Consider the following 20,526-nt stretch of genomic DNA (forward strand, 5'->3'; position numbering starts at 1 on the left):
GGGGGGGGGGGGGGGGGGGGGGGGGGGGGGGGCGCGCGGGCCCCGGGGGGCTTGTTGGTGCTGTCTTCTTGCGGGGGGGGGGGCCCCCCCGCGCGACCAACCCCCACTCACGCGCACTCGGCAGACAACCGATCCGCCCTCCCCCCTGGCCGTCCTCACCGCAACGCCCCCGGTTCGATCCCCAACAGCTCCCACAGGGCCCGCTCACCGACATCCGTCACCTTCACAGCCCGCTCGGTACCGATCCGCACGCACCACCCCACCGAGAACGCATGCCGGCACAGCGCCGCCCCGGCCGCCCCGGCCAGGTGCGGTCGGCGTTCCGTCCAGTCCAGGCAGGCCCGGGCCAATGGGCGTCGGCTCCCGGCGGCCAGCGCGATACCCGCGGCCCCGAACCAGTCGACCCCCGCATCCGTGAGGGCGAACCCCGTGTCCTGGCGCAACAGCCCCCGCGCGGTCAGCCCGTCGGTCACCGCGATCCCGAGCCGCCCCGCCAGGTGGTCGTAGCAGGTCCGCCCCCGCGCCATCGCGGACCCCGCGCTCGACGCCCGCAGCCCCTGTGGCCGTACGGCGTCTCCCGGCGGTACCTGTGCCGCCAGATCCTCCACCAGGTGGGCGACCCGCGCGTCCGTGAGACGGACGTACCGGTGCCGGCCCTGGCGTTCCTCCGTCAGCAGGCCGCCCGTGACGAGCTTGCCGAGGTGTTCGCTGAGCGTCGACGGGGCGACCCCGGCGTGCCGGGCCAGCTCACTCGCGGTCCACGCCCGTCCGTCCAGCAGCGCGAGCAGACACGCGGCCCGTGTCTCGTCGGCGATCAGCCCGGCGAGCCGGGCCAGCCGCGGTGCCTGGGGATCCCTCGTGGTCATGCGTCCCAGGATGGGGTACGGACACTTCGGCGCCCGCCGAAAGGTCGCTACACCGGCCGCCGTACCTGCTCGTACTGCTGGGAAAGTCCGTCCAGCAGTGCCGTCAGGCCCGTCTCGAAGGCCCGCTCGTCGATCTTCTCCTGCTGCTCGGCGAGGAGGTGGGCCTGTCCGAGGTGGGGGTAGTCGGCGGGGTCGTAGGCGGTCGCGTCGTCCACGAAACCGCCGGCGAAGGAGCCGAGCGCCGAGCCCATGACGAAGTACCGCATCAGCGCGCCGATCGACGTCGCCTGGGCCGGTGGCCAGCCCGCGTGGACCATCGCGCCGTACACCGCGTCCGCCAGCCGGAGGCCGGCCGGGCGGCGGCCGGGGCCGGTCGCGAGGACCGGGACGATGTTGGGGTGGTCGCGCAGGGCGTCACGGTAGGAGACGGCCCAGTCGTGCAGCGCGGTCCGCCAGTCGCGGCCGTCCTCGAACATCGACAGGTCGACCTGCGCGCTCACGGAGTCGGCGACCGCTTCGAGGATCTCGTCCTTGGTGCGGAAGTGGTTGTAGAGCGAGGGCCCGCTGACCCCGAGCTGCGCCGCGAGCCGCCGGGTGGAGACGGCCGCCAGGCCCTCCGCGTCCACGAGCGCGCGTGCCGTCTCGACGATCCGGTCGGTGCTCAGCAGGGGCTTGCGCGGTCGGGCCATGGCGCACATAGTAGGGCTGCGAAGAGAAACTAGCAGTGCTAATTTAAATGTGCGGATTTCAAAGGTACGGATTTCAAGTGGGGTGATCCCGTGGTGAACCTGGGGCTGAGCGAGGAACAGACGGCCGTACGGCAGCTGGCCCGGGACTTCGTCGCCCGCGAGATCGCTCCCCATGTCGTCGACTGGGACCGGGCCGAGGAGGTCGACCGGGCCGTGGTGAAGAAGCTCGGCGAGGTCGGCTTCCTCGGGCTGACCGTGGACGAGGAGTACGGCGGCTCCGGCGGCGACCACCTCGCCTACTGCCTCGTGACGGAGGAGCTGGGTCGGGGCGACTCGTCGGTGCGCGGGATCGTGTCCGTCTCGCTCGGACTGGTGGCGAAGACCATCGCCGCCTGGGGGAGCGAGGAGCAGAAGCGGCGGTGGCTGCCGGGACTCACCGCCGGCGAGTACGTCGGCTGCTTCGGCCTCACCGAGCCCGGCACCGGCTCCGACGCCGGCAACCTGACCACACGCGCCGTGCGTGACGGTGACGACTACGTCATCGACGGCACCAAGATGTTCATCACCAACGGGACCTGGGCCGACGTGGTGCTGCTGTTCGCCCGCTCCACGGACGCACCCGGCCACAAGGGCGTCTCCGCCTTCCTCGTCCCGGCCGACGCCCCTGGTCTGACCCGCCGCACCATCCACGGCAAGCTCGGTCTGCGCGGCCAGGCGACCGCCGAACTCGCCCTGGAGGGCGTCCGCGTGCCCGCCTCCGCGATGCTCGGCGAGGAGGGCAAGGGGTTCTCGGTCGCCATGTCGGCCCTCGCCAAGGGGCGGATGTCGGTGGCCGCCGGGTGCGTCGGCATAGCTCAGGCCGCGCTGGACGCCGCCGTGCGGTACGCCGGTGAGCGCGAGCAGTTCGGCCGCTCCATCGCCCATCATCAGCTCGTTCAGGAGCTGATCAGCGACATCGCCGTCGACGTGGACGCGGCCCGGCTGCTGACCTGGCGGGTCGCCGACCTGATCGACCGAGGACAACCCTTCGCCGTCGAGTCCTCCAAGGCGAAGCTCTTCGCCTCCGAGGCCGCGGTGCGCGCCGCCAACAACGCGCTGCAGGTCTTCGGCGGCTACGGCTACATCGACGAGTACCCGGCGGGCAAGCTGCTGCGGGACGCCCGTGTGATGACCCTGTACGAGGGGACCAGCCAGATCCAGAAACTGCTCATCGGGCGCGCGCTGACGGGGGTCTCCGCCTTCTGAACCGCCCTCAGTTCTGAGTACTGCCTAGGTACTTCGGCGGATGTGGGACCGGCCACATCCGCCGACGCTTGTCCCCATGAGTGACACACCGGGCAAGCAGCAGAACACGGCCGCCTTCTACGGCCAGGCCGTCGCTTCCTTCGCGGTCGCCATGGTCGCGACCGCCATCGGCATCTTCAAACTGAACGCGGACGCCTGGGTCCGGGCCTTCCTGGGCATCGCCGTCCTGTACCTCGTGACCTCCGCCTTCACCCTCGCCAAGGTCATCCGTGACCGGCAGGAGGCGACCGAGCGCGCCTTCCACCCGTTCGAGAAGCTCTGACCGGCCGGACCGCTCTGAACGGGCACTCTAAGCGCTCGCTCACCTTCGGCGGTATGGTGGGAGCTCATGTCGGCGAGAGGGGCGAGCGAGCGATGAGTACGGCGGAGGAGACGGCCGGCGGCGAAGTGGCGCCGTGGGGCGAGGTCACGCCCGACGCGGCCCGGCGGCTGCTGATCGCCGCCGTGGAGGCCTTCGCCGAGCGCGGGTACCACGCCACGACGACCCGTGACATCGCGGGCCGGGCCGGTATGAGCCCGGCCGCGCTCTACATCCACTACAAGACCAAGGAAGAGCTGCTCCACCGCATCAGCCGGATCGGCCACACCAAGGCGCTGGAGATCCTGCGGACGGCGGCCCGGCGCGAGGGCACCGCGGCCGAGCGGCTCGCCGACGCCGTCAGCTCCTTCGTCCGCTGGCACGCGGGTGGCCGTACCACCGCGCGGGTCGTGCAGTACGAACTCGACTCGCTCGGGCCGGACGCCCGCGCCGAGATCGTCGCGCTGCGCCGGCAGTGCGACGCCGAGGTGCGCGGGATCCTGGAGGACGGCATCGTGTCCGGGGAGTTCGACGTGCTCGACGTGAAGGGCACCACCCTGGCGGTGCTCTCGCTCTGCGTCGACGTGGCCCGCTGGTTCAGCATCGACGGCCCCTGGACGCCCGACGAGGTCGGCGCGCTCTACGCCGACCTCGTGCTGCGGATGGTCGCGGCCTCGAAGTAGCCCCCGCTAGACGTAGTACCGGGACACCGACTCCGCGACGCACACCGGCTTGTCCCCGCCCTCGCGCTCCACGGTGAAGGCGACGGACACCTGGACGCCGCCCGGCACGTCCTCGACCTTGCTGATCGTCGCCGTCGCGCGCAGCCGGGAGCCGACCGGGACGGGGGCGGGGAAGCGGACCTTGTTGGTGCCGTAGTTGACGCCCATCTTCACGCCCTCGACCTTGATCAGCTGCGGGCCGAAGAGCGGGAGCAGCGAGAGGGTGAGATAGCCGTGGGCGATGGTCGTGCCGAAGGGCCCCGCCGCGGCCTTCTCCGGGTCCACGTGGATCCACTGGTGGTCGCCGGTCGCGTCCGCGAACAGATCGATCCGCTTCTGGTCGATCTCCAGCCAGTCGCTGTACCCCAGCTGCTCGCCCACCGCCGCCTTCAGTTCGTCGGCGGAGGAGAAGATCCTCGGCTCTGCCATGTCCCGGCCTTCCTGTGTGCGTCGGTGTCCACGGTGCCTCTGTGTCCGCACCGCTGATGTCCCGCGAAAATGTCTAAGCAACTGCTTAGCATGGTCGGCTCGGGACCCCATGTCAACGGATCGTGGCCGGACGGGGTGGGTAGGGTTCGATGAGTGCCCCAGATTCCAGAGAAGATCCACGAGCTCACGGTCGGCCAGCTCGCGGCGCGCAGCGGCGCCGCCGTCTCCGCCCTGCACTTCTACGAGTCCAAGGGCCTGATCACCAGCCGGCGCACCACCGGCAACCAGCGCCGGTACCACCGCGACACCCTGCGCCGGGTCGCCTTCGTGCGCGCCGCCCAGCGCGTCGGCATCCCCCTCGCCACGATCCGCGAGGCCCTCGCCGAACTTCCCGAGGAACGCACCCCCACCCGCGAGGACTGGGCGCGTCTCTCGGAGGCCTGGCGTGCCGAACTCGACCAGCGCATCACCCAGCTCAACCGCCTGCGCGACCATCTCACCGACTGCATCGGCTGCGGCTGCCTCTCCCTGGCCACCTGCGTCCTGTCCAACCCGGACGACGTCTTCGGCGACCGGCTGACCGGGTCGCGGCTCATGGTGGAGCGGCGGGGGAGCCGGCAGGGGCGGCGACAGTAGAACCGCGCCGCCCCCACGGAGGGCTGGGCACCTTCACTCGTACTCCGTCCCGCCCTTCCTGGTCAGATAGGCCGGGCTGACCGCCTTCGCGATCGCCCGCCCCCCGGTCACCGGGCTGTACCGCTCGACGGTGGGCCGGACGACGACCCCCTCGCGCAGGTGCAGCCCACGCCCCGACACGGTCTCCCGCCCGCTCGCGATCTCCAGCACCCGGTCGATGTCGTACGGCCCCTCGTGCAGCCTGGGCACCAACGGCAGCTCCCCGCCCAGCAGTTCGGCCGCGTCCAGCCAGCGCACGGTGCCGTCGATCTCCGCGGACACGTCGAAGACGGCGTACCCGAGGCTCTCGCGTCGCCCGTCGGCGCCGTAGGCGAGGTCCTGGACCCCCGCCCCGTAGACCTCGCCGAAGATCCCGACCCGGCGCGCCCCCAGCCGCTCGGCCAGCCGCGCCGCGGCCTCGGCGACAGCGTGCCCGCGCACGGCACGCCAGTACAGGTTGCGCGGATCCTCCTTCAACGCGAGGGACTTGGCGCCGAACCCCTTGGACGACACGTGCACCCGGCCCGCGTCGGCGAGATACGTGAGCAGGCAGGCCGAACCGTGCAGCTTCTCGGTCAGGACCACATCCTCGCCCGGTGTGAAGATGTCCGGAAACCGCTGGAGGTTCTCGATGTCCACCCAGGGCAGCAGATCGGGCGCGGACTCGACCTCACCACTCATCGTGGGCGGGATGGGCGGCACCCACTTGGTGATGCCGAGCGTCTCCGCGAAGTCGGTGCCCTCCACGGCGGCCCGCGCGAGATCGACGTCCGCCAGCGCCTTCGGCCGGCACACGATGCCCTGTGACAGCTCACCGCGCAGCCGGACCGCCTTCACCCGGTCGGAAGCCGGGCCCGCCAGCCGCCCGGTCAGCCCCAGCTCCTCGATCAGCGCGGTCGGCAGTACCGCCTGCTCGGGGATGTACACGGCCGCCTCACCCGTGCGGTACGCGCCCTTGGCGACGACCGCCCGGTACAGACCCACCTGGGCCAGTTCGAGAGCGTCGGCGTTGGGGTGTTCGTGGACGGTCAGCACTTCGGCGGTGACGCGCAGCGTCGACATGGGACTCCTCGGTTCCTGGGGCGCTCAGTTCGGTTTCATCGCCTCCCAACTGTCCGGACGGGAAAAGGGTGGAGCGAGCGGATTTACGGGTGCTACCGTCGCGCGCCGCCGTACTGACTCAGCCCCTCCGCCACCAACTGGGCGTTGGACAGGGCTCGTTCGCCGTCCGGGAGCAGCAGGGTGTCCTCCAGGCCGATACGGGTCGGCAGCCCCAGCCGCCCCGCCAGTCGCAGCACCGGCCAGGCCCCGCCGTCCTCGCCGTGCAGAAGGACGGGGCGGCCGCAGGCCAGGCCCAGGCCGGCCAGGAGGGCATCGGCGCTCGCCTCGGCCGTGTCCGGCGAGGTGTCCGTCACCTCGGCGAGTACGCGCAACACCCGTGGGGCGAGGGGCGAGCCGGTGAATCGGGCGGCGCCGTCCGTGCCCGACCAGACGCCCGCCTCGACGCCCACGCCACGCTCGATCAGCGCGGCGGAGACGTCCTCCGCGCCCTCCTCGTGCCAGTTGACCGAGGCGTGGTCCGGAAGCACCGTCCACTCCCGGATCCGGGCGAGCCGCGCCGCGGGATCCGGTTCCGCCCAGGCGCCCGTGGTCACCCCGACCGGCACGGACACCCGCGCCCGTATCGCCTCCAGCGTCGGCGCGAGCACCCGGGGCGACAACGAGTCCCGTCCGCACGGGGTCTTGGGGTGGACGTGGACGTCCGTGGCCCCGGCCGCGACCGCCCGCGCCGCCGACTCGGCCATCGCCTCCGGAGTCAGCGGAACCATCGCGCCGTCGGCCGCTCCCCGCGGTCCGTTGAGACACACCTGCACCATGCCTCAAGCCTGCCAGCCGCCACCGACACCGGTGCGTGAGCGGGCCCCGCCTGTGGACAACGCGGCGCTTGTGGAAAACAGGGGGTGCGGCATCCCCGGCGCACCCCCGCCGTGCTAGGCCGACACCAGCAGCCTTCCGCGCCTCGCGTCCGCCAGGGCCTCGGGCTTGAGCACGGGCCGTGGCACCAGGATTCCGCAGTGGGTGCAGACCGGACCCGAAGAGGGTTCGTGGTCCAGGTCGTAGGTCCAGATCAGCCGCTCCGTGCCGCAGACCGGGCACTCCGCACCCGGTTCGCGCTCCAGCGCGGAGATCAGTCGGCGCAGTACCTCGGCCAGCGGCTCACGGGGGTGAACCCGCGGGTCGTCGCACCACGCCACTCCGAAGCCGCCCCAGGTCAGCCGGTGCCAGTCGTCCACACTGCCCGGCCGGCGCAGCCCGTCGTGCTTCTCCTTGCGACGCCGCTCGGCGAACTCGACCTCGTAGGCCAGCCAGACCGAACGGGCCTCCTCCAGTTCCTCCAGTGCGGCCACGAGCCGCGCTGGGTCGGGGGAGCGGTCCTCGGGACCGAACCCTGCCCGTGAGCACAAATGGTCCCAGGTCGCCCTGTGCCCGTAAGGAGCGAACCGCTCAAGGCACTTGCGCAGTGAGTACCGCCGCAGTGCCAGATCGCACCGCGGGTCGCGGACCTGTCTCGCCAGACTCCGGAAACCGGCCATCGCCCTGCACCTCCGTCACACCTGCACCTGTACTTCGGTCACTTCGGCGTCGTCGTACACGGACTTCGGGTGACCTCGTCCGACGTCACCCGACGTCGCACGGACGTCGCCGAATAGACGTATCGACACACGATTCGGCTCCATCCGATTTCCGATGACCTCCATAAGCCGACGCACCGAGTTCCAAAACTTGACGATTGTTCATCTTCAATCCCGGGGATACCGGCGGTAACGTCCCGGCACACCCCTCGTCGGCAGGAGCCGCCATGCCTCGGCGTACCGTGCGCACCACCCTCGACAGACTGAGAACTCCCGGCAGACTCACCGGGTTCCTGAAGTCCGCATCCATATGCGTCCTGATTGCAGGTCTTTTGTCCCCACTGGCCTCGGCCCCGGCCTCGGCCGCGGCCTCCAACGACTACTGCGGCGGCCAGTGTTCCGACATCCTGCCGCCAGGTGAGAACGGCAACGCGACCCTGGCGCAGATCCTCCTCAACCAGGCCTTCGGCTCCCAGCCCGATCACGCCGAGGACCAGCTCGGCCCCTACGCCAACCTGGCCACGGGGTACTCGGGCCTGACCGACGCGAAGATCAACACTTTCTTCAACGACGCGTCGTTCGGGGTCGCTTCCGATCAAGTCGCCTCCACGGAGAAGCCGGCGGGCCGCACCGATGTGACGATCGTCCGCGACAAGAAGACGGGCGTACCGCACATCACCGGTACCACCAGATACGGCACCGAGTTCGGCGCCGGATATGCCGCCGCTGAGGACCGGCTGTGGCTGATGGACGTCTTCCGGCACGTGGGCCGCGGCCAGCTGACCACCTTCGCGGGCGGCGCCGCCTCCAACCAGGGCCTGGAGCAGGAGTTCTACCGCAACGCCCCCTACAGCGAGGCCGACCTGCAGGCGCAGATCGACAACGCCGTCGCCAACGCGGGCGCCCGCGGCCAGCAGGCCCTCGCGGACGCCAACGCCTACATCGCCGGCGTCAACTCCTACATCGACGCCTCCGACTCGGGCCGCTACTTCCCGGGCGAGTACGTGCTCACCGGCCACAAGGACTCGATCACCAACGCCGGTACGATCGACCACTTCAAGCTGACCGACCTGGTCGCGCTGGCCTCCGTGATCGGCACGCTGTTCGGCTCCGGCGGCGGCGGTGAGGTCAACAACGCGATCTCCCTGCTCGCCGCCCAGTCCAAGTACGGCGTGGAGCAGGGCACCAAGGTCTGGGAGGCGTTCCGCGAGCGCAACGACCCCGAGGCCGTCGTCACCGTCCACAACGGCGAGAGCTTCCCGTACGGCACCAAGCCGGCCACCGCCCAGGGCGAGGCCCTGCCCGACGCCGGTTCGGTGACCACCGAGCCGCTGGTCTACGACGCCACCGGCACCGGTGCCGGCCAGAGCGCCAACGCCGCCTCCCAGACAGCAACCGCGACCGCCCTCTCCTCCGCAAAGCGCGGTATGTCCAACGCCCTGGTGGTCAGCGGGAAGTACACGGCCAGCGGCCACCCCATCGCCGTCTTCGGACCGCAGACCGGCTACTTCGCCCCCCAGTTGCTCATGCTCCAGGAGATCCAGGGCCCCGGCATCAGCGCCCGTGGCGCCTCCTTCGCCGGCCTGAGCATGTACGTCGAACTCGGCCGCGGGCAGGACTACTCGTGGTCCGCGACCACCTCCGGCCAGGACATCATCGACACCTACGCCGTCGAGCTGTGCCAGGACGACTACCACTACCTGTACCACGGCACCTGCACGGCCATGGACAAGGTCGAACAGGCCAACTCCTGGAAGCCGACCACGGCCGACGGCACGGCGGCGGGGTCGTACACCATGCGGGTGTGGAAGACGAAGTACGGACCCGTGGAGTACCGGGCGACCGTCGGCGGCAAGAAGGTCGCCTACACCACCCTGCGATCCTCGTACATGCACGAGGCCGACTCGATCATCGGCTTCGAGATGCTCAACGACCCCGACTTCGTGAAGGGACCGGCGGACTTCCAGGCCGCCGCGCAGCACATCAACTACACCTTCAACTGGTTCTACGCCGACTCCCAGCACACCGCGTACTACAACAGCGGTGACAACCCGGTGCGCCCGAGCGGCGTCGACCCCGAGTTCCCGGTGTGGGGACAGGCCGCCTACGAGTGGCAGAACTGGGACCCGACCACCAACACCGCCGACTACACGCCCGCCTCCCAGCACCCCAACTCCGTCGACCAGGACTACTACGTCTCCTGGAACAACAAACAGGCCCTCAACTACACGACCGCCAGCTGGGGCGACGGCTCCGTGCACCGCGGCAACCTGCTGGAGGACCGGGTCAAGAAGCTGGTCGCGGCCGGCGGGGTGACCCGCACCAAGCTGGTGCAGGCCATGGCCGACGCGTCGCTCACCGACCTGCGCGCCGAGGACGTCCTGCCCAAGCTGCTCAAGGTCATCAACAGCGGTACGGTGACCGACTCCACGGCCGCCGCCGCGGTGAGCAAGCTCCAGGCATGGGTCACCGCGGGCGGCAAGCGCACGGAGACCTCGGCCGGCTCCAAGACCTACGCCAACGCCGACGCCATCCGCATCCTCGACGCCTGGTGGCCGCTGCTGGTGAAGGCCGAGTTCCAGCCCGGCCTCGGCAGCGACCTGTACACCGACATCACCAACGACCTGCCCATCGACGAGTCCCCGTCGGCCGCGCACGGGCCCACCGGCTCACACGCGGGAAGCTCTTTCCAGTACGGCTGGTGGAGCTACGTCGACAAGGACATCCGGGCGGTGCTCGGTCAGTCGGTGCAGGGCGGCCTGACGCAGAAGTTCTGCGGCGACGGCACCGTGAGCGGCTGCCGGGACGTCCTGATCAGCACCCTGAAGACGGCGGCCGGCCTGTCCGCGTCGACCGTCTACCCCGGGGACTCGCTGTGCTCGGCGGGCAACCAGTGGTGCGCCGACTCGATCGTCCAGCGCACCCTGGGCGGCATCAAGCACTACAACATCAGCTGGCAGAACCGGCCCACCTTCCAGCAGGTGGTGGAGTACACCTCGCACCGGTGAGAAGCGGTGACGAACGATGAGTGCTATGTGACATAGCACTGGCGGCGGGTCAGCGGATGCGGCCCGCCGCCAGCACCACCCGCGCCAGCTCGGGGTGCACGATGTCGCTGTGCGCCCCGCACGGCGGGTCGCCGCGCCTGACCACCTCGGCGGCGTCGATGTTGACGCACCCCGAGGCGGGCAGCGTGGCGGCCAGGGCCTCCGACAGCGTGTACGCGCGCGTACCTGGCACCGCCTGCACCCCGTCGTGCCCCATCGCCCCCCACTTGGCGCCCAGCGCCGACCCCAGGTCGAGCCCCTCGACAAGCCCCTCCGCGTCGCCCGCCATCCGGGAGGCCAGCGGATACAGCGTCCCGAGCGCCGAGTCGAAGTGCGAATAGCAGCACACCAGGGGACCGTCGATCAGGTTCTGCCGGCCCTGCAGCACCCCTCCCGCGTGCGCGTCGAACGGCAGCCGGGCCGCGAACGCGTAGTGCGAGAAGGCCCCCTGGAGCAACGTCACCGACTTCACCGTCCGCACCCCCTCGGGCCGCCCGCCCAGCGCGAACGACACCAGCCGCCCGCCGAAGCTGTGCCCGACCAGATGCACCCGCACCTCGGGCGCGGCGGCGGCCAGCCGCCCGACGACCGGCCCGAGTCCGCGCTCCCCGACCGTCCCCGCGCGCCGCTTCATCGCGTAGTACGTCGCCTGCCGCAGCAGTTCCTTCGCCCCGTCCCAGGGATTCGGCAGCGTGAAGCCCTCCGCCCCCGCACCCGGCCGGAGCGCGGTCAGTGCCTGCGCGAAGTCGCAGCAGAGCGCCTCGGAGTCCCCGGTGAACAGCACGGGTTCGCTCTGCGGGACGCCCTCCGCGAGGGTGTCCGCCGCGAACAGCGGCTGCGGCCCGCCCGGTACGACCTCCACCAGCAGCCGCACCAGCCGCCCGAACTCCTCCACCCCGTTCGAGGGCCGCTGCTCCAGCATCCGCGCGATCTGGTCGACGACCGTGGCCCGCCCGGGGAACGTCTCCAGCAGCGCGTGCCGGGTGTCCTTGTCCAGCGCGTCCCCGGGTGCCGTCTCCGCCTCCGTTGCCACCACGGACTTCGGGAAGTCGGGGATCGGCTCGTCGCAGAAGCGCATCGACGGCCAGACGACGCCGACGTACCCGATCCTCGCCTGCGGCGCGAGGTGCGGGACGGGCGCGAAGAAGTGGCCGTAGAGCCGGGTCGCGCCCGAGCGGTCGTTGTTCCAGCCGTGCGCGAAGACGATCAGATCGCGCACGCCGCGCCGCGTCACCTCGGTGAGCAGCCGGTCCCGTTCCTGCCCGTCGACGTCCCCGTCCGCGTCGAAGGTCAGTTCCCAGTACGGAGTCACGCTCATTGTCGGCTGTGTCATCACGGCCCCCTCGTCCCCCGTAGCGGTGCGCTGTGGGCGCATCGTCCTGCGGAGGGACAAGATTGGCCATACTGCGTGACTCGGTTCTATGGACTCATTTGTAGAGAAGGTACTTCCTTCGGGTCCGCCGGAACGCGGTGAGTTCGTCCTGCCAGCCGGCCACCACCTCGTCGGTGCCGGCGCCGGCGTCGATCGCGGTGCGCACGTGCGTGGAACCCGTGAGCTTGTCGATCCAGTTGTCGGAGCGCCAGGCGAAGCCGCTCCACACCTTCTTCGCGGTCACCAGCAGCGCGATGCCGGTCCGCACGGGGTCGTAGGCGGCACGGTCGTGCACATGGATCTGGACGCCGCCGATGGTCCTGCCCTGGAACTTCGAGAACGTCGGCGCGAAGTACGCCTCCCTGAAGTGCGCACCGGGAAGGGCGAGTTCGTTCGCGGCGGTGGCCCAGCGGCCGTCGATCCCGTCGGCTCCGAGCAACTCGAAGGGGCGGGTGGTGCCGCGGCCCTCGGAGAGGTTGGTGCCCTCGAACATGCAGGTGCCCGAGTACACCAGCGCGGTGTCGGGCGTCGGCATGTTCGGGCTCGGCGGCACCCAGGGGAGCGCGGAGGCGTCGTAGAACTCCGAGCGCCTCCACCCCGTCATCAGTACGGTCTCCAGGGGCACCGGTGTCGTCAGGAACTCCCCGTTGAACAGCCGCGCCAGCTCGGCGACCGTCATGCCGTGCGCCTGGGAAACAGGCCGGCGGCCCACGAAGCTCGCGAACTCCTTGTGCAGGACCGGGCCCTGGGCGGACCGTCCGGTGACCGGGTTCGGGCGGTCGAGGACGACGACCCGCTTGCCGGCGAGCTGGGCCGCCTCCATGCAGTCGTAGAGCGTCCAGATGTACGTGTAGAAACGGGCGCCGACGTCCTGGATGTCGAAGACGACGGTGTCGACGCCGGACGCCGTGAAGACGTCGGCCAGTTCGCGGCCGCTCTTGAGGTAGGTGTCGTAGACCGGGAGGCCGGTCGCCGGGTCGTCGTAGCGGCCTTCCGAGCCGCCGGCCTGGGCGGTGCCGCGGAAACCGTGCTCCGGGCCGAAGACCGCGGTGAGGTCGACCCGGGGGTCCTCGTGCATGACGTCGACGATGTGGCGGACGTCTCTGGTCACGCCGGTGGGGTTGGTGACGATGCCGACGGTTGGTTCTTCAGGGGGGTGTAGCCGATCGCGGCGAGGCGTTCGAAGCCGGTTCGGCGGTGGTGTGGGGTCGTGGAGACGGGGCGTGCGGTGGTGAGGGGTGTTGCTGCCGTTGTCGCCGCGAGGAATGCTCGTCTGGATAGGCGCATGGGGGGCACCGTATGGCTCCCGCTGGTTGGGAGGAAGCTTGCGGTTGTTCGTGGCTTGTCGCCCCCGCGCGGCGGGGCCCACATCGATACAGCCCCGCGCCCCTGGGGCGTGGCGGCCACCCTTCCTTGATACATACCGACCGGTTAGTCTGGGCGCCACCAGAGCCGCAGTCGAGGGAGACCGATGGTGGAAGCCGTTCAGGGTGCCGGTGTGGTTGTGACGGGGGCCGGAGGGGGGATCGGGGCCGCCCTTGCCCGGCGCTTCGCCGCCGAAGGGGCCCGGGTCGTGGTGAACGACCTGGATGCCGACCGGGCCAAGGCGGTCGCCGACGAGATCGGCGGGATCGCCGTGCCCGGTGACGCCTCCTCCGTCGTCGGCGACGCACGGGACGCCCTCGGTGGGATCGTCGACGTCTACTGCGCCAACGCCGGGGTCGCTTTCGAGGACGGGGCCCAGGGGCTGTCCGCCGACGAGAAGTCCTGGGCGACCGCCTGGGACGTCAACGTCATGGCGCATGTGCGGGCCGCCGAGGCGTTGCTTCCGGGGTGGCTGGAGCGCGGAGCGGGTCGTTTCGTCTCCACCGTGTCCGCCGCCGGGTTGCTGACCATGATCGGGGCGCCCTCGTACAGCGTCACCAAGCACGGGGCCTACGCCTTCGCCGAGTGGCTGTCGCTCACCTATCGGCACCGGGGGATCAAGGTGCACGCCATCTGTCCCCAGGGGGTGCGGACCGACATGCTGGCCGCCACCGGGAGCGCCGGGAACCTGGTGCTGCAGCCGACCGCGATCGAACCGGCGGACGTGGCGGACGCGCTGTTCAAGGGGATCGAGGAGGACCGGTTCCTGATCCTGCCGCACCCCGAGGTCGCCGGGTACTACCGGGCCAGGGCCACCAGCCCCGACCAGTGGCTGACCAACATGAACCACATCCAGCAGAAGTGGGAGGAGGTGCGATGAGCGGGTCCGGCTACGCGGACAAGCCGTGGGTGGCGCTGCTGAACGAGGCCCAGCGGGCGCCCATCGAGCCGCTCGACTCGTTGGTGCACGCCCTGCGGCGGTCCGTCGCCGAGGCGTCCGACCGTGACTTCCTCGCCCACTTCGACGGACGGATCAGCTACCGCGAGGTCGACGAGCTCAGCGACTCGGTGGCCGGGTATCTGGCCGCCCAGGGGCTGGAGCGCGGCGACCGGGTGGCGATCCTGCTGCAGAACTCCCCGCACTTCGTGCTCGCTCTGCTCGGGGCGTGGAAGGCGGGGGCGGTCGTGGTGCCCGTCAACCCCATGTACAAGTCGGGGGAGGTCGCGCACGTCCTGCGGGACGGCGAAGTGGCGGCGCTCGTGTGCTCCGACCGCGCCTGGGAGTCGTATCTGCGCCAGACGGCCGCCGACTCGCCGGTGCGGATCGTGCTGACCGGGTGCGAGCTGGACTTCCAGACACGTGACGACGCGCGCGTGCTGGGCTTCGAGCGGCTCCCCCAGGCCGATGACGCCGAGGACCTGGTGGCCGTGGCGCGCGCGGGGCACAAGGCGCCGGCTGGACGGGACCTCGGCCCCCGTGACATCGCGCTGATCAGCTACACCTCGGGGACCAGCGGCACGCCCAAGGGCGCCACCAACACGCACGGCAACATCATGTACAACGCCGAGCGGCAGCGGACCGGGCTCGCCCTGCCGGAGGCGCCCGTCTACTACGCGCTCGCCCCGCTGTTCCACATCACCGGGATGGTGTGCCAGCTCGGCGCCTGCCTCAACAGCGCCGGGACCCTCGTGCTGACGTACCGCTTCGAGGCGGGGGTCGTGCTGGAGGCGTTCGCCGAGCACCGGCCGCACTACACCGTGGGACCGTCGACGGCGTTCATGGCGCTGGCCGCGCACCCGGACTGCACGCCGGACCACTTCTCGTCGTTCGTCAACATCTCCAGCGGGGGCGCGCCCGTGCCGCCGGCGCTGGTGGAGAAGTTCCGGGCGGGATTCGGGCCGTACATCCGCAACGGCTACGGGCTGACGGAGTGCACCGCGCCCTGCGCCTCCGTGCCCCCCGGTCTGGAGGCGCCGGTCGACCCGGTGTCCGGGACGCTGGCCGTGGGCCTGCCGGGGCCGGAGACCGTCGTACGGATCGTGGACGACCAGGGGCGCGAGGTGCCCTTCGGCGAGCAGGGGGAGATCCTGGTGCGCGGGCCGCAGGTCGTGCCGGGCTACTGGCGCCGCCCCGACGCGACCGCCGAGACCTTCCCGGACGGCGAACTGCGCACCGGCGACATCGGGTTCATGGACGAGCAGGGCTGGCTCTACGTCGTCGACCGCAAGAAGGACATGATCAACGCGTCCGGCTTCAAGGTGTGGCCCCGCGAGGTCGAGGACGTGCTGTACACGCATCCGGCGGTGCGGGAGGCGGCCGTGGTCGGGGTGCCCGACGGGTACCGTGGCGAGACCGTCAAGGCGTACATCAGCCTGCGTCCGGGCGCCGAGACGGACCCGGACGAACTCGCGGTGTACTGCAAGGAGAGACTGGCCGCCTACAAGTACCCGCGGCAGGTGGAGATCCTGCCCGACTTGCCGAAGACGGCGAGTGGGAAGATCCTCCGTCGGGAGCTTCGATCCCGCAGGCAAGCAAGCGAATAGAACACCGGAACACGGCAGAATTGCCCGGAAGGCAGGTGGCGGCACAGTGCCCAGGACGACGGACGGAGACGGTACGCCCGTCCCGCAGCGGCTGCTGGCCGCCGCCACCCGGCTCTTCGCCGAGCAGGGCTACGACCGCACCTCCGTGCAGGAGATCGTCGAGGCGGCCGGCGTCACCAAGGGTGCGCTGTACCACTACTTCGGCTCCAAGGACGACCTCCTGCACGAGGTGTACGCGCGCATGCTGCGCGTACAGCAGGAGCGTCTCGACGCCTTCGCGAACGCCGACGAGCCGATCGAGAAGCGGCTGCGGGCCGCGGCGGCGGACGTGGTCGTCACGACCATCGAGAACCTCGACGACGCGATGATCTTCTTCCGCTCCATGCACCATCTGAGCCCGGAGAAGAACAAGCAGGTGCGCGCCGAGCGGCGGCGCTACCACGAGCGCTTCCGTGCGCTCATCGAGGAGGGGCAGCAGGCCGGGGTCTTCTCCCGGGCCACCCCGGCCGACCTGGTGGTGGACTACCACTTCGGTTCCGTCCACCACCTGTCCACCTGGTACCGCCCCGACGGACCGATGAGCCCGCAGGAGGTCGCCGACCACCTGGCCGACCTCCTCCTACGGGCTCTGCGTCCCTAGCGGGTCCCCGCCGTCACAGGTACTTCTTCAGCTCCCGGCGGGCCAGCGAGCGCTGGTGCACCTCGTCCGGTCCGTCCGCCAGCATCAGCGTGCGGGCACCGGCGTACAGCTCGGCGAGCGGGAAGTCCTGGCTGACGCCGCCCGCGCCGTGCAGCTGGATCGCGCGGTCGATGATGTCGACGACCGTGCGGGGCGTGGCGATCTTGATGGCCTGGATCTCGGCGTGGGCACCCCGGTTGCCGACGGTGTCCATCATCCAGGCCGTCTTCAGCACCAGCAGGCGCAGCTGCTCGACGGCCACGCGCGCGTCGGCGATCCAGTTCTGCACGACGCCCTGCTGGGCCAGTGCCTTGCCGAAGGCGGTGCGGGAGACGGCCCTGCGGCACATCAGCTCGATGGCGCGCTCGGCCATGCCGATCAGCCGCATGCAGTGGTGGATCCGGCCGGGGCCGAGGCGGGCCTGCGCGATGGCGAAGCCGCCGCCCTCCTCCCCGATCAGGTTGGTGACCGGCACACGCGCCTGGTCGAAGACCACCTCGGCGTGGCCGCCGTGGTAATGGTCCTCGTAGCCGAAGACCTGCATCGCGCGCTTGACGGTGACACCCGGGGTGTCCCGGGGGACCAGGACCATGGACTGCTGGCGGCGGATGTCGGGGCCGTCCGGGTCCGTCTTGCCCATCACGATGAAGATCTTGCAGTCGGGGTTCATCGCCCCGGAGATGTACCACTTGCGCCCGGTGATGACGTACTCGTCGCCCTCGCGCCGGATGTGCGTGGTGATGTTGGTGGCGTCGGAGGAGGCCACCTCCGGCTCCGTCATCGCGAACGCCGAGCGGATCTCACCGGCCAGCAGCGGCTCGAGCCACTGCTTCTTCTGCTGCTCGTCGCCGAACTGCGCGAGCACCTCCATGTTCCCGGTGTCCGGTGCCGCGCAGTTGAGGGCCGTGGGCGCCAGCTGCGGGCTGCGGCCGGTGATTTCGGCGAGCGGGGCGTACTGGAGGTTGGTGAGACCGGCGCCGTACTCGCCGTCGGGGAGGAAGAGGTTCCACAGGCCCTGCCTGCGCGCCTCGGCCTTCAACTCCTCGACGACGGCCGGAGTGTCCCACGGGGACGCGAGCGCGGCGCGCTGCTCCTCCACCACCGCCTCGGCCGGGTAGACGTACTCGTCCATGAAGGCGAGCAGCTTGGCGCGCAGTTCCTCGGTGCGCGCGTCGAACGCGAAGTCCATGTGCGATCAGCCTTCCTGAAGGGTCGTCAGACCGTGCTCGATGAAGACGGGGACCAGGCCCCCGATGCGGTCGAAGCCCTGGCCGACCGTCTGGCCCAGCGTGTAGCGGTAGTGGATGCCCTCGAGGATCACGGCGAGCTTGAACCAGGCGAACGCCGTGTACCAGGAGACGGCCGAGACGTCCCGCCCGGAGCGGGCCGCGTACCGCTCGATCAGTTCGGCGGGCGCCGGGTGGCCGGGGGCCTCGGCGGTCGTGGAGACGGGGGAGTCGGGCGTGCCGAGCGGCAGGCTGTACATCACCAGCAGGCCGAGGTCGGTGAGCGGGTCACCGAGCGTCGACATCTCCCAGTCCAGGATGGCCTTGATCCTGTCGTCCGCACCGATCAGCACGTTGTCCAGGCGGTAGTCGCCGTGGACGACGGTCGGGGCGGGCGAGGTCGGCAGGCGGCGGCCGAGCTCGGCGTGCAGCTCGTCGATGCCGGGCAGGTCGCGGTTGCGGGAGGCGTCCAACTGCTTGCCCCAGCGGCGCAGTTGGCGGTCCAGGAAGCCCTCGGGGCGGCCGAAGTCCGCGAGGCCCACCTCGGCGGGGTCCACCGCGTGCAGCTCCACCAGTGTGTCGACCAGGGACAGCACCGCGCCCCGGGTCCGCTCGGGGCCCAGCGGGGCGAGCTGGCCGGCGGTGCGGTACGGGGTGCCCTCGACGAACTCCATGACGTAGAAGGGCGCCCCCAGCACCTCCTCGTCCTCACACAGCAGCACCGGCCGCGGCACCGGCACCTCCGTCGGGTGCAGCGCGCTGATGACCCGGTGCTCACGCTTCATGTCGTGCGCCGTGGCCAGGACATGGCCCAGCGGAGGCCGCCGTACGACCCACTTCGAGGTGCCGTCCGAGAGCGCGTACGTCAGGTTCGAGCGTCCGCCCTCGATCAGCCGGCCGGTCAGCGGGCCCTGCACCAGACCGGGCCGCTCGCGCTCCAGCAGGGAGCGCAGCCGGTCGAGATCGAGACCTGGCGGATGATCGGGGCTCATCGGTGCTCCTTCGCGGGCGCGTGAACGGGACTCGCCCCATCATGCCGACTGGTCGGTATGTCGTCCAGTGTCAGGACTCGAAGTGACCGGTGCCACCCGGGGCCGAAGCTCGCACGGGAGCCTGCTCCCCACGTTCAGAACACCAGCGCCGCCCCGCACGCCGCCATGGCCACCGTGCACAGGATGGCAGCCGTGGCGTGACGGGGGGCCAGGACGGCGGGGGCCGCGTCCGCCGCGAGGGCGCGGATGCGGCGGTGGGCCAGGAGGAGGAAGGCCAGCCAGAGGGCGCAGCACAGGGCGCAGGCGACGACGCCGACCGCCGAGACGCCGCCGTGCAGTGCCGTCTTCATGGCCAGTACGGCGGCCACCGTGCTCGCCAGGGTCGTACGACGCCACGCGAGGCGGGTGCGTTCGGGCTGCAGGCCGGGGTCACGGGTCTCGGCCGTGCTCATCCCTCCCACCCGACCAGGACCACGACGACCATCGCGAGGGCCACGATCGCGACGACCACGCTGAGCAGGGCCGGGAAGCGGGAGACCGGGAGGTCCTCGCCCCGGCGCATGGCCCGCTCGCAACGCATCCAGTGGTTGACCGCGCGCAGCGAGCACAGCACGCCGGCGCCCAGCAGGGCGAGCGCCAGCCCGACGCGCCAGGCCCAGCGCAGGTCGGGGAGGAACTGGTCCACCGCGAAGCCGCCGCCGATCAGCGCGAGGGCGGTGCGCAGCCAGGCGAGAAACGTGCGCTCGTTGGCCAGGGAGAACCGGTAGTCGGGGGTTCGGCCTTCCTCTCGGACCTGCTCGGGGGCGAACCAGAGCCGGACGTTTCGTGCGAAGTCGATCACGTCGAGGACTTTATCCGGTGCGCCTTCAGGCGTTCGAACGCGGCCAGCCCGTCCGGCACCCACTCCCAGTCCGCGAGCCGCCGCTCCACCTCGGCCTCCGGGAGGAAGTCGTGCCAGGCGACCTCCTCGACCTGGGGGCGGACCGGCAGCTCGCAGCGCACCTCGTACACCGCCGACCACCAGGTGCGGCCCGCGCCGTCGTCGTACAGGAACTTGAAGAGGAAGCGGGGGGCGGGCAGGCCGGTGACGCCCAGTTCCTCCTCGGCCTCGCGCAGGGCCGCCTCGTCGTAGGACTCGCCCGCGCCGACCACACCGCCGACGAACATGTCGTACAGGGAGGGGAAGACCAGCTTGGTCGGGGTGCGGCGGTGGACGAAGACGCGGCCCTCGGTGTCCCGGGCCTGGATGAAGACGCAACGGTGCCGCAGACCCTTGGCGTACGCCGCGCCGCGCGGGGACTGCCCGATGACCTGGTCGTGCTCGTCGACGATGTCGAGGATCTCGTCTGCCGGGTTCGTCATACGGCCATCCAAGCAGGCCGCAGTCGGTTCGGCGGCACCTCCCGGATCCGCTCGGCCCGTCCCGGGAGGGGGCCGGTGGGTGTGCTGCCACCGTGGAGTCGGCACGCGATGACGAACGCCGGGATGCCCCCCGCGGGCATCCTGGTGTCTGGTGGCGTGGGAATGGGGCGGGGTGAACGGGCCCGGCGTCGGTTCGGCTGGAGGTTCCGGGTCCGCTGGGCTTGTTCCGGGAGGGGGCGGTGGGTGTGCTGCCATCGTGGAGTCGGCGCGCGGCGATGAACGCCGGGATGCCGCCCGTGAGCGGTGGCGGCTGGGTTCAGCC

At 70.9% G+C, this 20,526-nt stretch carries 20 protein-coding genes and 1 pseudogene; 8 read left to right on the top strand and 13 right to left on the bottom strand.

Going from position 1 to position 20,526, the window contains the following annotated elements; genetic code table 11:
* Positions 1-155: 155 nt before the first annotated feature.
* Entirely contained in the window at positions 156-866 is a 711-nt protein-coding gene (locus ABZ453_RS43860; protein WP_359024509.1) for a winged helix-turn-helix domain-containing protein, read from the bottom strand.
* Between the two features lie 47 nt (positions 867-913).
* Positions 914-1,555 carry a TetR/AcrR family transcriptional regulator gene (locus ABZ453_RS43865; protein ID WP_359024511.1) on the bottom strand — a complete coding sequence of 214 codons (642 nt, stop codon included), beginning with the start codon at positions 1,553-1,555 and terminating at the stop codon, positions 914-916.
* 93 nt (positions 1,556-1,648) lie between these two features.
* Here ABZ453_RS43865 and ABZ453_RS43870 point away from each other — a divergent pair, with 93 nt between their 5' ends.
* From ABZ453_RS43870 to ABZ453_RS43880, 3 genes are all read left to right on the top strand, one after another.
* Positions 1,649-2,800 (top strand): acyl-CoA dehydrogenase family protein, encoded by a 1,152-nt coding sequence (locus ABZ453_RS43870; protein ID WP_359024586.1) that lies wholly within the window; start codon positions 1,649-1,651, stop codon positions 2,798-2,800.
* A 76-nt stretch (positions 2,801-2,876) separates the two neighbouring features.
* On the top strand, positions 2,877-3,122 hold the full coding sequence (locus ABZ453_RS43875; protein WP_208780995.1) for a YiaA/YiaB family inner membrane protein: 246 nt from the start codon (positions 2,877-2,879) through the stop codon (positions 3,120-3,122).
* Between the two features lie 92 nt (positions 3,123-3,214).
* Positions 3,215-3,841 (top strand): TetR/AcrR family transcriptional regulator, encoded by a 627-nt coding sequence (locus tag ABZ453_RS43880; protein WP_359024513.1) that lies wholly within the window; start codon positions 3,215-3,217, stop codon positions 3,839-3,841.
* A 6-nt stretch (positions 3,842-3,847) separates the two neighbouring features.
* On the opposite strand, the gene ABZ453_RS43885 is transcribed toward ABZ453_RS43880, so the two are convergent.
* Entirely contained in the window at positions 3,848-4,309 is a 462-nt protein-coding gene (locus tag ABZ453_RS43885) for a MaoC family dehydratase (protein ID WP_133047203.1), read from the bottom strand.
* Between the two features lie 153 nt (positions 4,310-4,462).
* Between ABZ453_RS43885 and soxR the strand changes: the two genes are divergently transcribed.
* A complete protein-coding gene (gene soxR / locus ABZ453_RS43890; RefSeq protein WP_359024515.1) occupies positions 4,463-4,945 on the top strand; it encodes a redox-sensitive transcriptional activator SoxR in 483 nt (160 codons plus the stop codon).
* 33 nt (positions 4,946-4,978) lie between these two features.
* Here soxR and ABZ453_RS43895 read toward each other — a convergent pair whose 3' ends face one another.
* The 3 genes from ABZ453_RS43895 to ABZ453_RS43905 all read right to left on the bottom strand — a co-directional run bounded on the left by ABZ453_RS43895 (position 4,979) and on the right by ABZ453_RS43905 (position 7,578).
* Complete coding sequence (locus ABZ453_RS43895) at positions 4,979-6,046, bottom strand: RNA ligase (ATP) (protein WP_359024517.1); 1,068 nt, start codon at positions 6,044-6,046, stop codon at positions 4,979-4,981.
* A gap of 92 nt (positions 6,047-6,138) precedes the next feature.
* Complete coding sequence (locus tag ABZ453_RS43900; protein ID WP_359024519.1) at positions 6,139-6,861, bottom strand: 3-keto-5-aminohexanoate cleavage protein; 723 nt, start codon at positions 6,859-6,861, stop codon at positions 6,139-6,141.
* 114 nt (positions 6,862-6,975) lie between these two features.
* On the bottom strand, positions 6,976-7,578 hold the full coding sequence (locus ABZ453_RS43905; protein WP_208780989.1) for a hypothetical protein: 603 nt from the start codon (positions 7,576-7,578) through the stop codon (positions 6,976-6,978).
* A gap of 266 nt (positions 7,579-7,844) precedes the next feature.
* On the opposite strand from ABZ453_RS43905, the gene ABZ453_RS43910 reads away from it, so the two are divergent.
* Positions 7,845-10,625: a penicillin acylase family protein gene (locus tag ABZ453_RS43910; protein WP_359024522.1), complete on the top strand. Its 2,781-nt coding sequence runs from the start codon at positions 7,845-7,847 to the stop codon at positions 10,623-10,625.
* A gap of 49 nt (positions 10,626-10,674) precedes the next feature.
* Here the strand turns inward: ABZ453_RS43910 and ABZ453_RS43915 are convergent, their stop codons facing one another.
* Positions 10,675-11,997: a serine-threonine protein kinase gene (locus ABZ453_RS43915; RefSeq protein ID WP_359024524.1), complete on the bottom strand. Its 1,323-nt coding sequence runs from the start codon at positions 11,995-11,997 to the stop codon at positions 10,675-10,677.
* Positions 11,998-12,091: 94 nt separating this feature from the next.
* A pseudogene (locus ABZ453_RS43920) lies at positions 12,092-13,323 on the bottom strand (DUF1343 domain-containing protein).
* A 184-nt stretch (positions 13,324-13,507) separates the two neighbouring features.
* Here ABZ453_RS43920 and ABZ453_RS43925 point away from each other — a divergent pair.
* The 3 genes from ABZ453_RS43925 to ABZ453_RS43935 are packed head-to-tail and all read left to right on the top strand — an operon-like array spanning position 13,508 to position 16,585.
* Positions 13,508-14,281, top strand: coding sequence for an SDR family oxidoreductase (locus tag ABZ453_RS43925; RefSeq protein WP_359024526.1), 774 nt, complete (start codon positions 13,508-13,510; stop codon positions 14,279-14,281).
* Complete coding sequence (locus tag ABZ453_RS43930) at positions 14,278-15,945, top strand: AMP-binding protein (RefSeq protein WP_359024528.1); 1,668 nt, start codon at positions 14,278-14,280, stop codon at positions 15,943-15,945. The genes ABZ453_RS43925 and ABZ453_RS43930 overlap by 4 nt, the downstream gene beginning before the upstream one ends.
* A gap of 46 nt (positions 15,946-15,991) precedes the next feature.
* Positions 15,992-16,585, top strand: coding sequence for a TetR/AcrR family transcriptional regulator (locus tag ABZ453_RS43935; RefSeq protein WP_359024530.1), 594 nt, complete (start codon positions 15,992-15,994; stop codon positions 16,583-16,585).
* Positions 16,586-16,598: 13 nt separating this feature from the next.
* Here the strand turns inward: ABZ453_RS43935 and ABZ453_RS43940 are convergent, their stop codons facing one another.
* From ABZ453_RS43940 to ABZ453_RS43960, 5 genes are all read right to left on the bottom strand, one after another.
* On the bottom strand, positions 16,599-17,813 hold the full coding sequence (locus tag ABZ453_RS43940) for an acyl-CoA dehydrogenase family protein (RefSeq protein ID WP_359024532.1): 1,215 nt from the start codon (positions 17,811-17,813) through the stop codon (positions 16,599-16,601).
* A gap of 6 nt (positions 17,814-17,819) precedes the next feature.
* The gene (locus ABZ453_RS43945) at positions 17,820-18,842 is read right to left on the bottom strand and encodes a phosphotransferase family protein (protein ID WP_359024534.1); all 1,023 of its coding nucleotides are present in this window, start codon (positions 18,840-18,842) and stop codon (positions 17,820-17,822) included.
* Between the two features lie 134 nt (positions 18,843-18,976).
* Entirely contained in the window at positions 18,977-19,294 is a 318-nt protein-coding gene (locus ABZ453_RS43950; protein ID WP_359024536.1) for a DUF202 domain-containing protein, read from the bottom strand.
* On the bottom strand, positions 19,291-19,683 hold the full coding sequence (locus ABZ453_RS43955; RefSeq protein ID WP_359024538.1) for a DUF202 domain-containing protein: 393 nt from the start codon (positions 19,681-19,683) through the stop codon (positions 19,291-19,293). The genes ABZ453_RS43950 and ABZ453_RS43955 overlap by 4 nt, the downstream gene beginning before the upstream one ends.
* Positions 19,680-20,204 carry an NUDIX domain-containing protein gene (locus ABZ453_RS43960; protein ID WP_359024540.1) on the bottom strand — a complete coding sequence of 175 codons (525 nt, stop codon included), beginning with the start codon at positions 20,202-20,204 and terminating at the stop codon, positions 19,680-19,682. Before ABZ453_RS43960 ends, ABZ453_RS43955 begins: the two co-directional genes overlap by 4 nt.
* Positions 20,205-20,526: the final 322 nt, after the last annotated feature.

Source organism: Streptomyces sp. NPDC005799 (assembly GCF_040630525.1).
GTDB lineage: Bacteria > Actinomycetota > Actinomycetes > Streptomycetales > Streptomycetaceae > Streptomyces > Streptomyces griseorubiginosus_B.

Excerpts from the sequence above, each read along its gene's own strand:
- ABZ453_RS43860 (WP_359024509.1), bottom strand. The coding sequence starts at position 866 with ATGACCACGAGGGATCCCCAGGCACCGCGGCTGGCCCGGCTCGCCGGG.
- ABZ453_RS43950 (WP_359024536.1), bottom strand. The coding sequence starts at position 19,294 with ATGAGCACGGCCGAGACCCGTGACCCCGGCCTGCAGCCCGAACGCACC.
- ABZ453_RS43895 (WP_359024517.1), bottom strand. The coding sequence starts at position 6,046 with ATGTCGACGCTGCGCGTCACCGCCGAAGTGCTGACCGTCCACGAACAC.
- ABZ453_RS43865 (WP_359024511.1), bottom strand. The coding sequence starts at position 1,555 with ATGGCCCGACCGCGCAAGCCCCTGCTGAGCACCGACCGGATCGTCGAG.
- ABZ453_RS43930 (WP_359024528.1), top strand. The coding sequence starts at position 14,278 with ATGAGCGGGTCCGGCTACGCGGACAAGCCGTGGGTGGCGCTGCTGAAC.
- ABZ453_RS43945 (WP_359024534.1), bottom strand. The coding sequence starts at position 18,842 with ATGAGCCCCGATCATCCGCCAGGTCTCGATCTCGACCGGCTGCGCTCC.
- ABZ453_RS43925 (WP_359024526.1), top strand. The coding sequence starts at position 13,508 with ATGGTGGAAGCCGTTCAGGGTGCCGGTGTGGTTGTGACGGGGGCCGGA.
- ABZ453_RS43910 (WP_359024522.1), top strand. The coding sequence starts at position 7,845 with ATGCCTCGGCGTACCGTGCGCACCACCCTCGACAGACTGAGAACTCCC.
- ABZ453_RS43915 (WP_359024524.1), bottom strand. The coding sequence starts at position 11,997 with ATGACACAGCCGACAATGAGCGTGACTCCGTACTGGGAACTGACCTTC.
- ABZ453_RS43960 (WP_359024540.1), bottom strand. The coding sequence starts at position 20,204 with ATGACGAACCCGGCAGACGAGATCCTCGACATCGTCGACGAGCACGAC.
- ABZ453_RS43880 (WP_359024513.1), top strand. The coding sequence starts at position 3,215 with ATGAGTACGGCGGAGGAGACGGCCGGCGGCGAAGTGGCGCCGTGGGGC.
- ABZ453_RS43900 (WP_359024519.1), bottom strand. The coding sequence starts at position 6,861 with ATGGTGCAGGTGTGTCTCAACGGACCGCGGGGAGCGGCCGACGGCGCG.
- ABZ453_RS43905 (WP_208780989.1), bottom strand. The coding sequence starts at position 7,578 with ATGGCCGGTTTCCGGAGTCTGGCGAGACAGGTCCGCGACCCGCGGTGC.
- ABZ453_RS43875 (WP_208780995.1), top strand. The coding sequence starts at position 2,877 with ATGAGTGACACACCGGGCAAGCAGCAGAACACGGCCGCCTTCTACGGC.
- ABZ453_RS43940 (WP_359024532.1), bottom strand. The coding sequence starts at position 17,813 with ATGGACTTCGCGTTCGACGCGCGCACCGAGGAACTGCGCGCCAAGCTG.
- ABZ453_RS43885 (WP_133047203.1), bottom strand. The coding sequence starts at position 4,309 with ATGGCAGAGCCGAGGATCTTCTCCTCCGCCGACGAACTGAAGGCGGCG.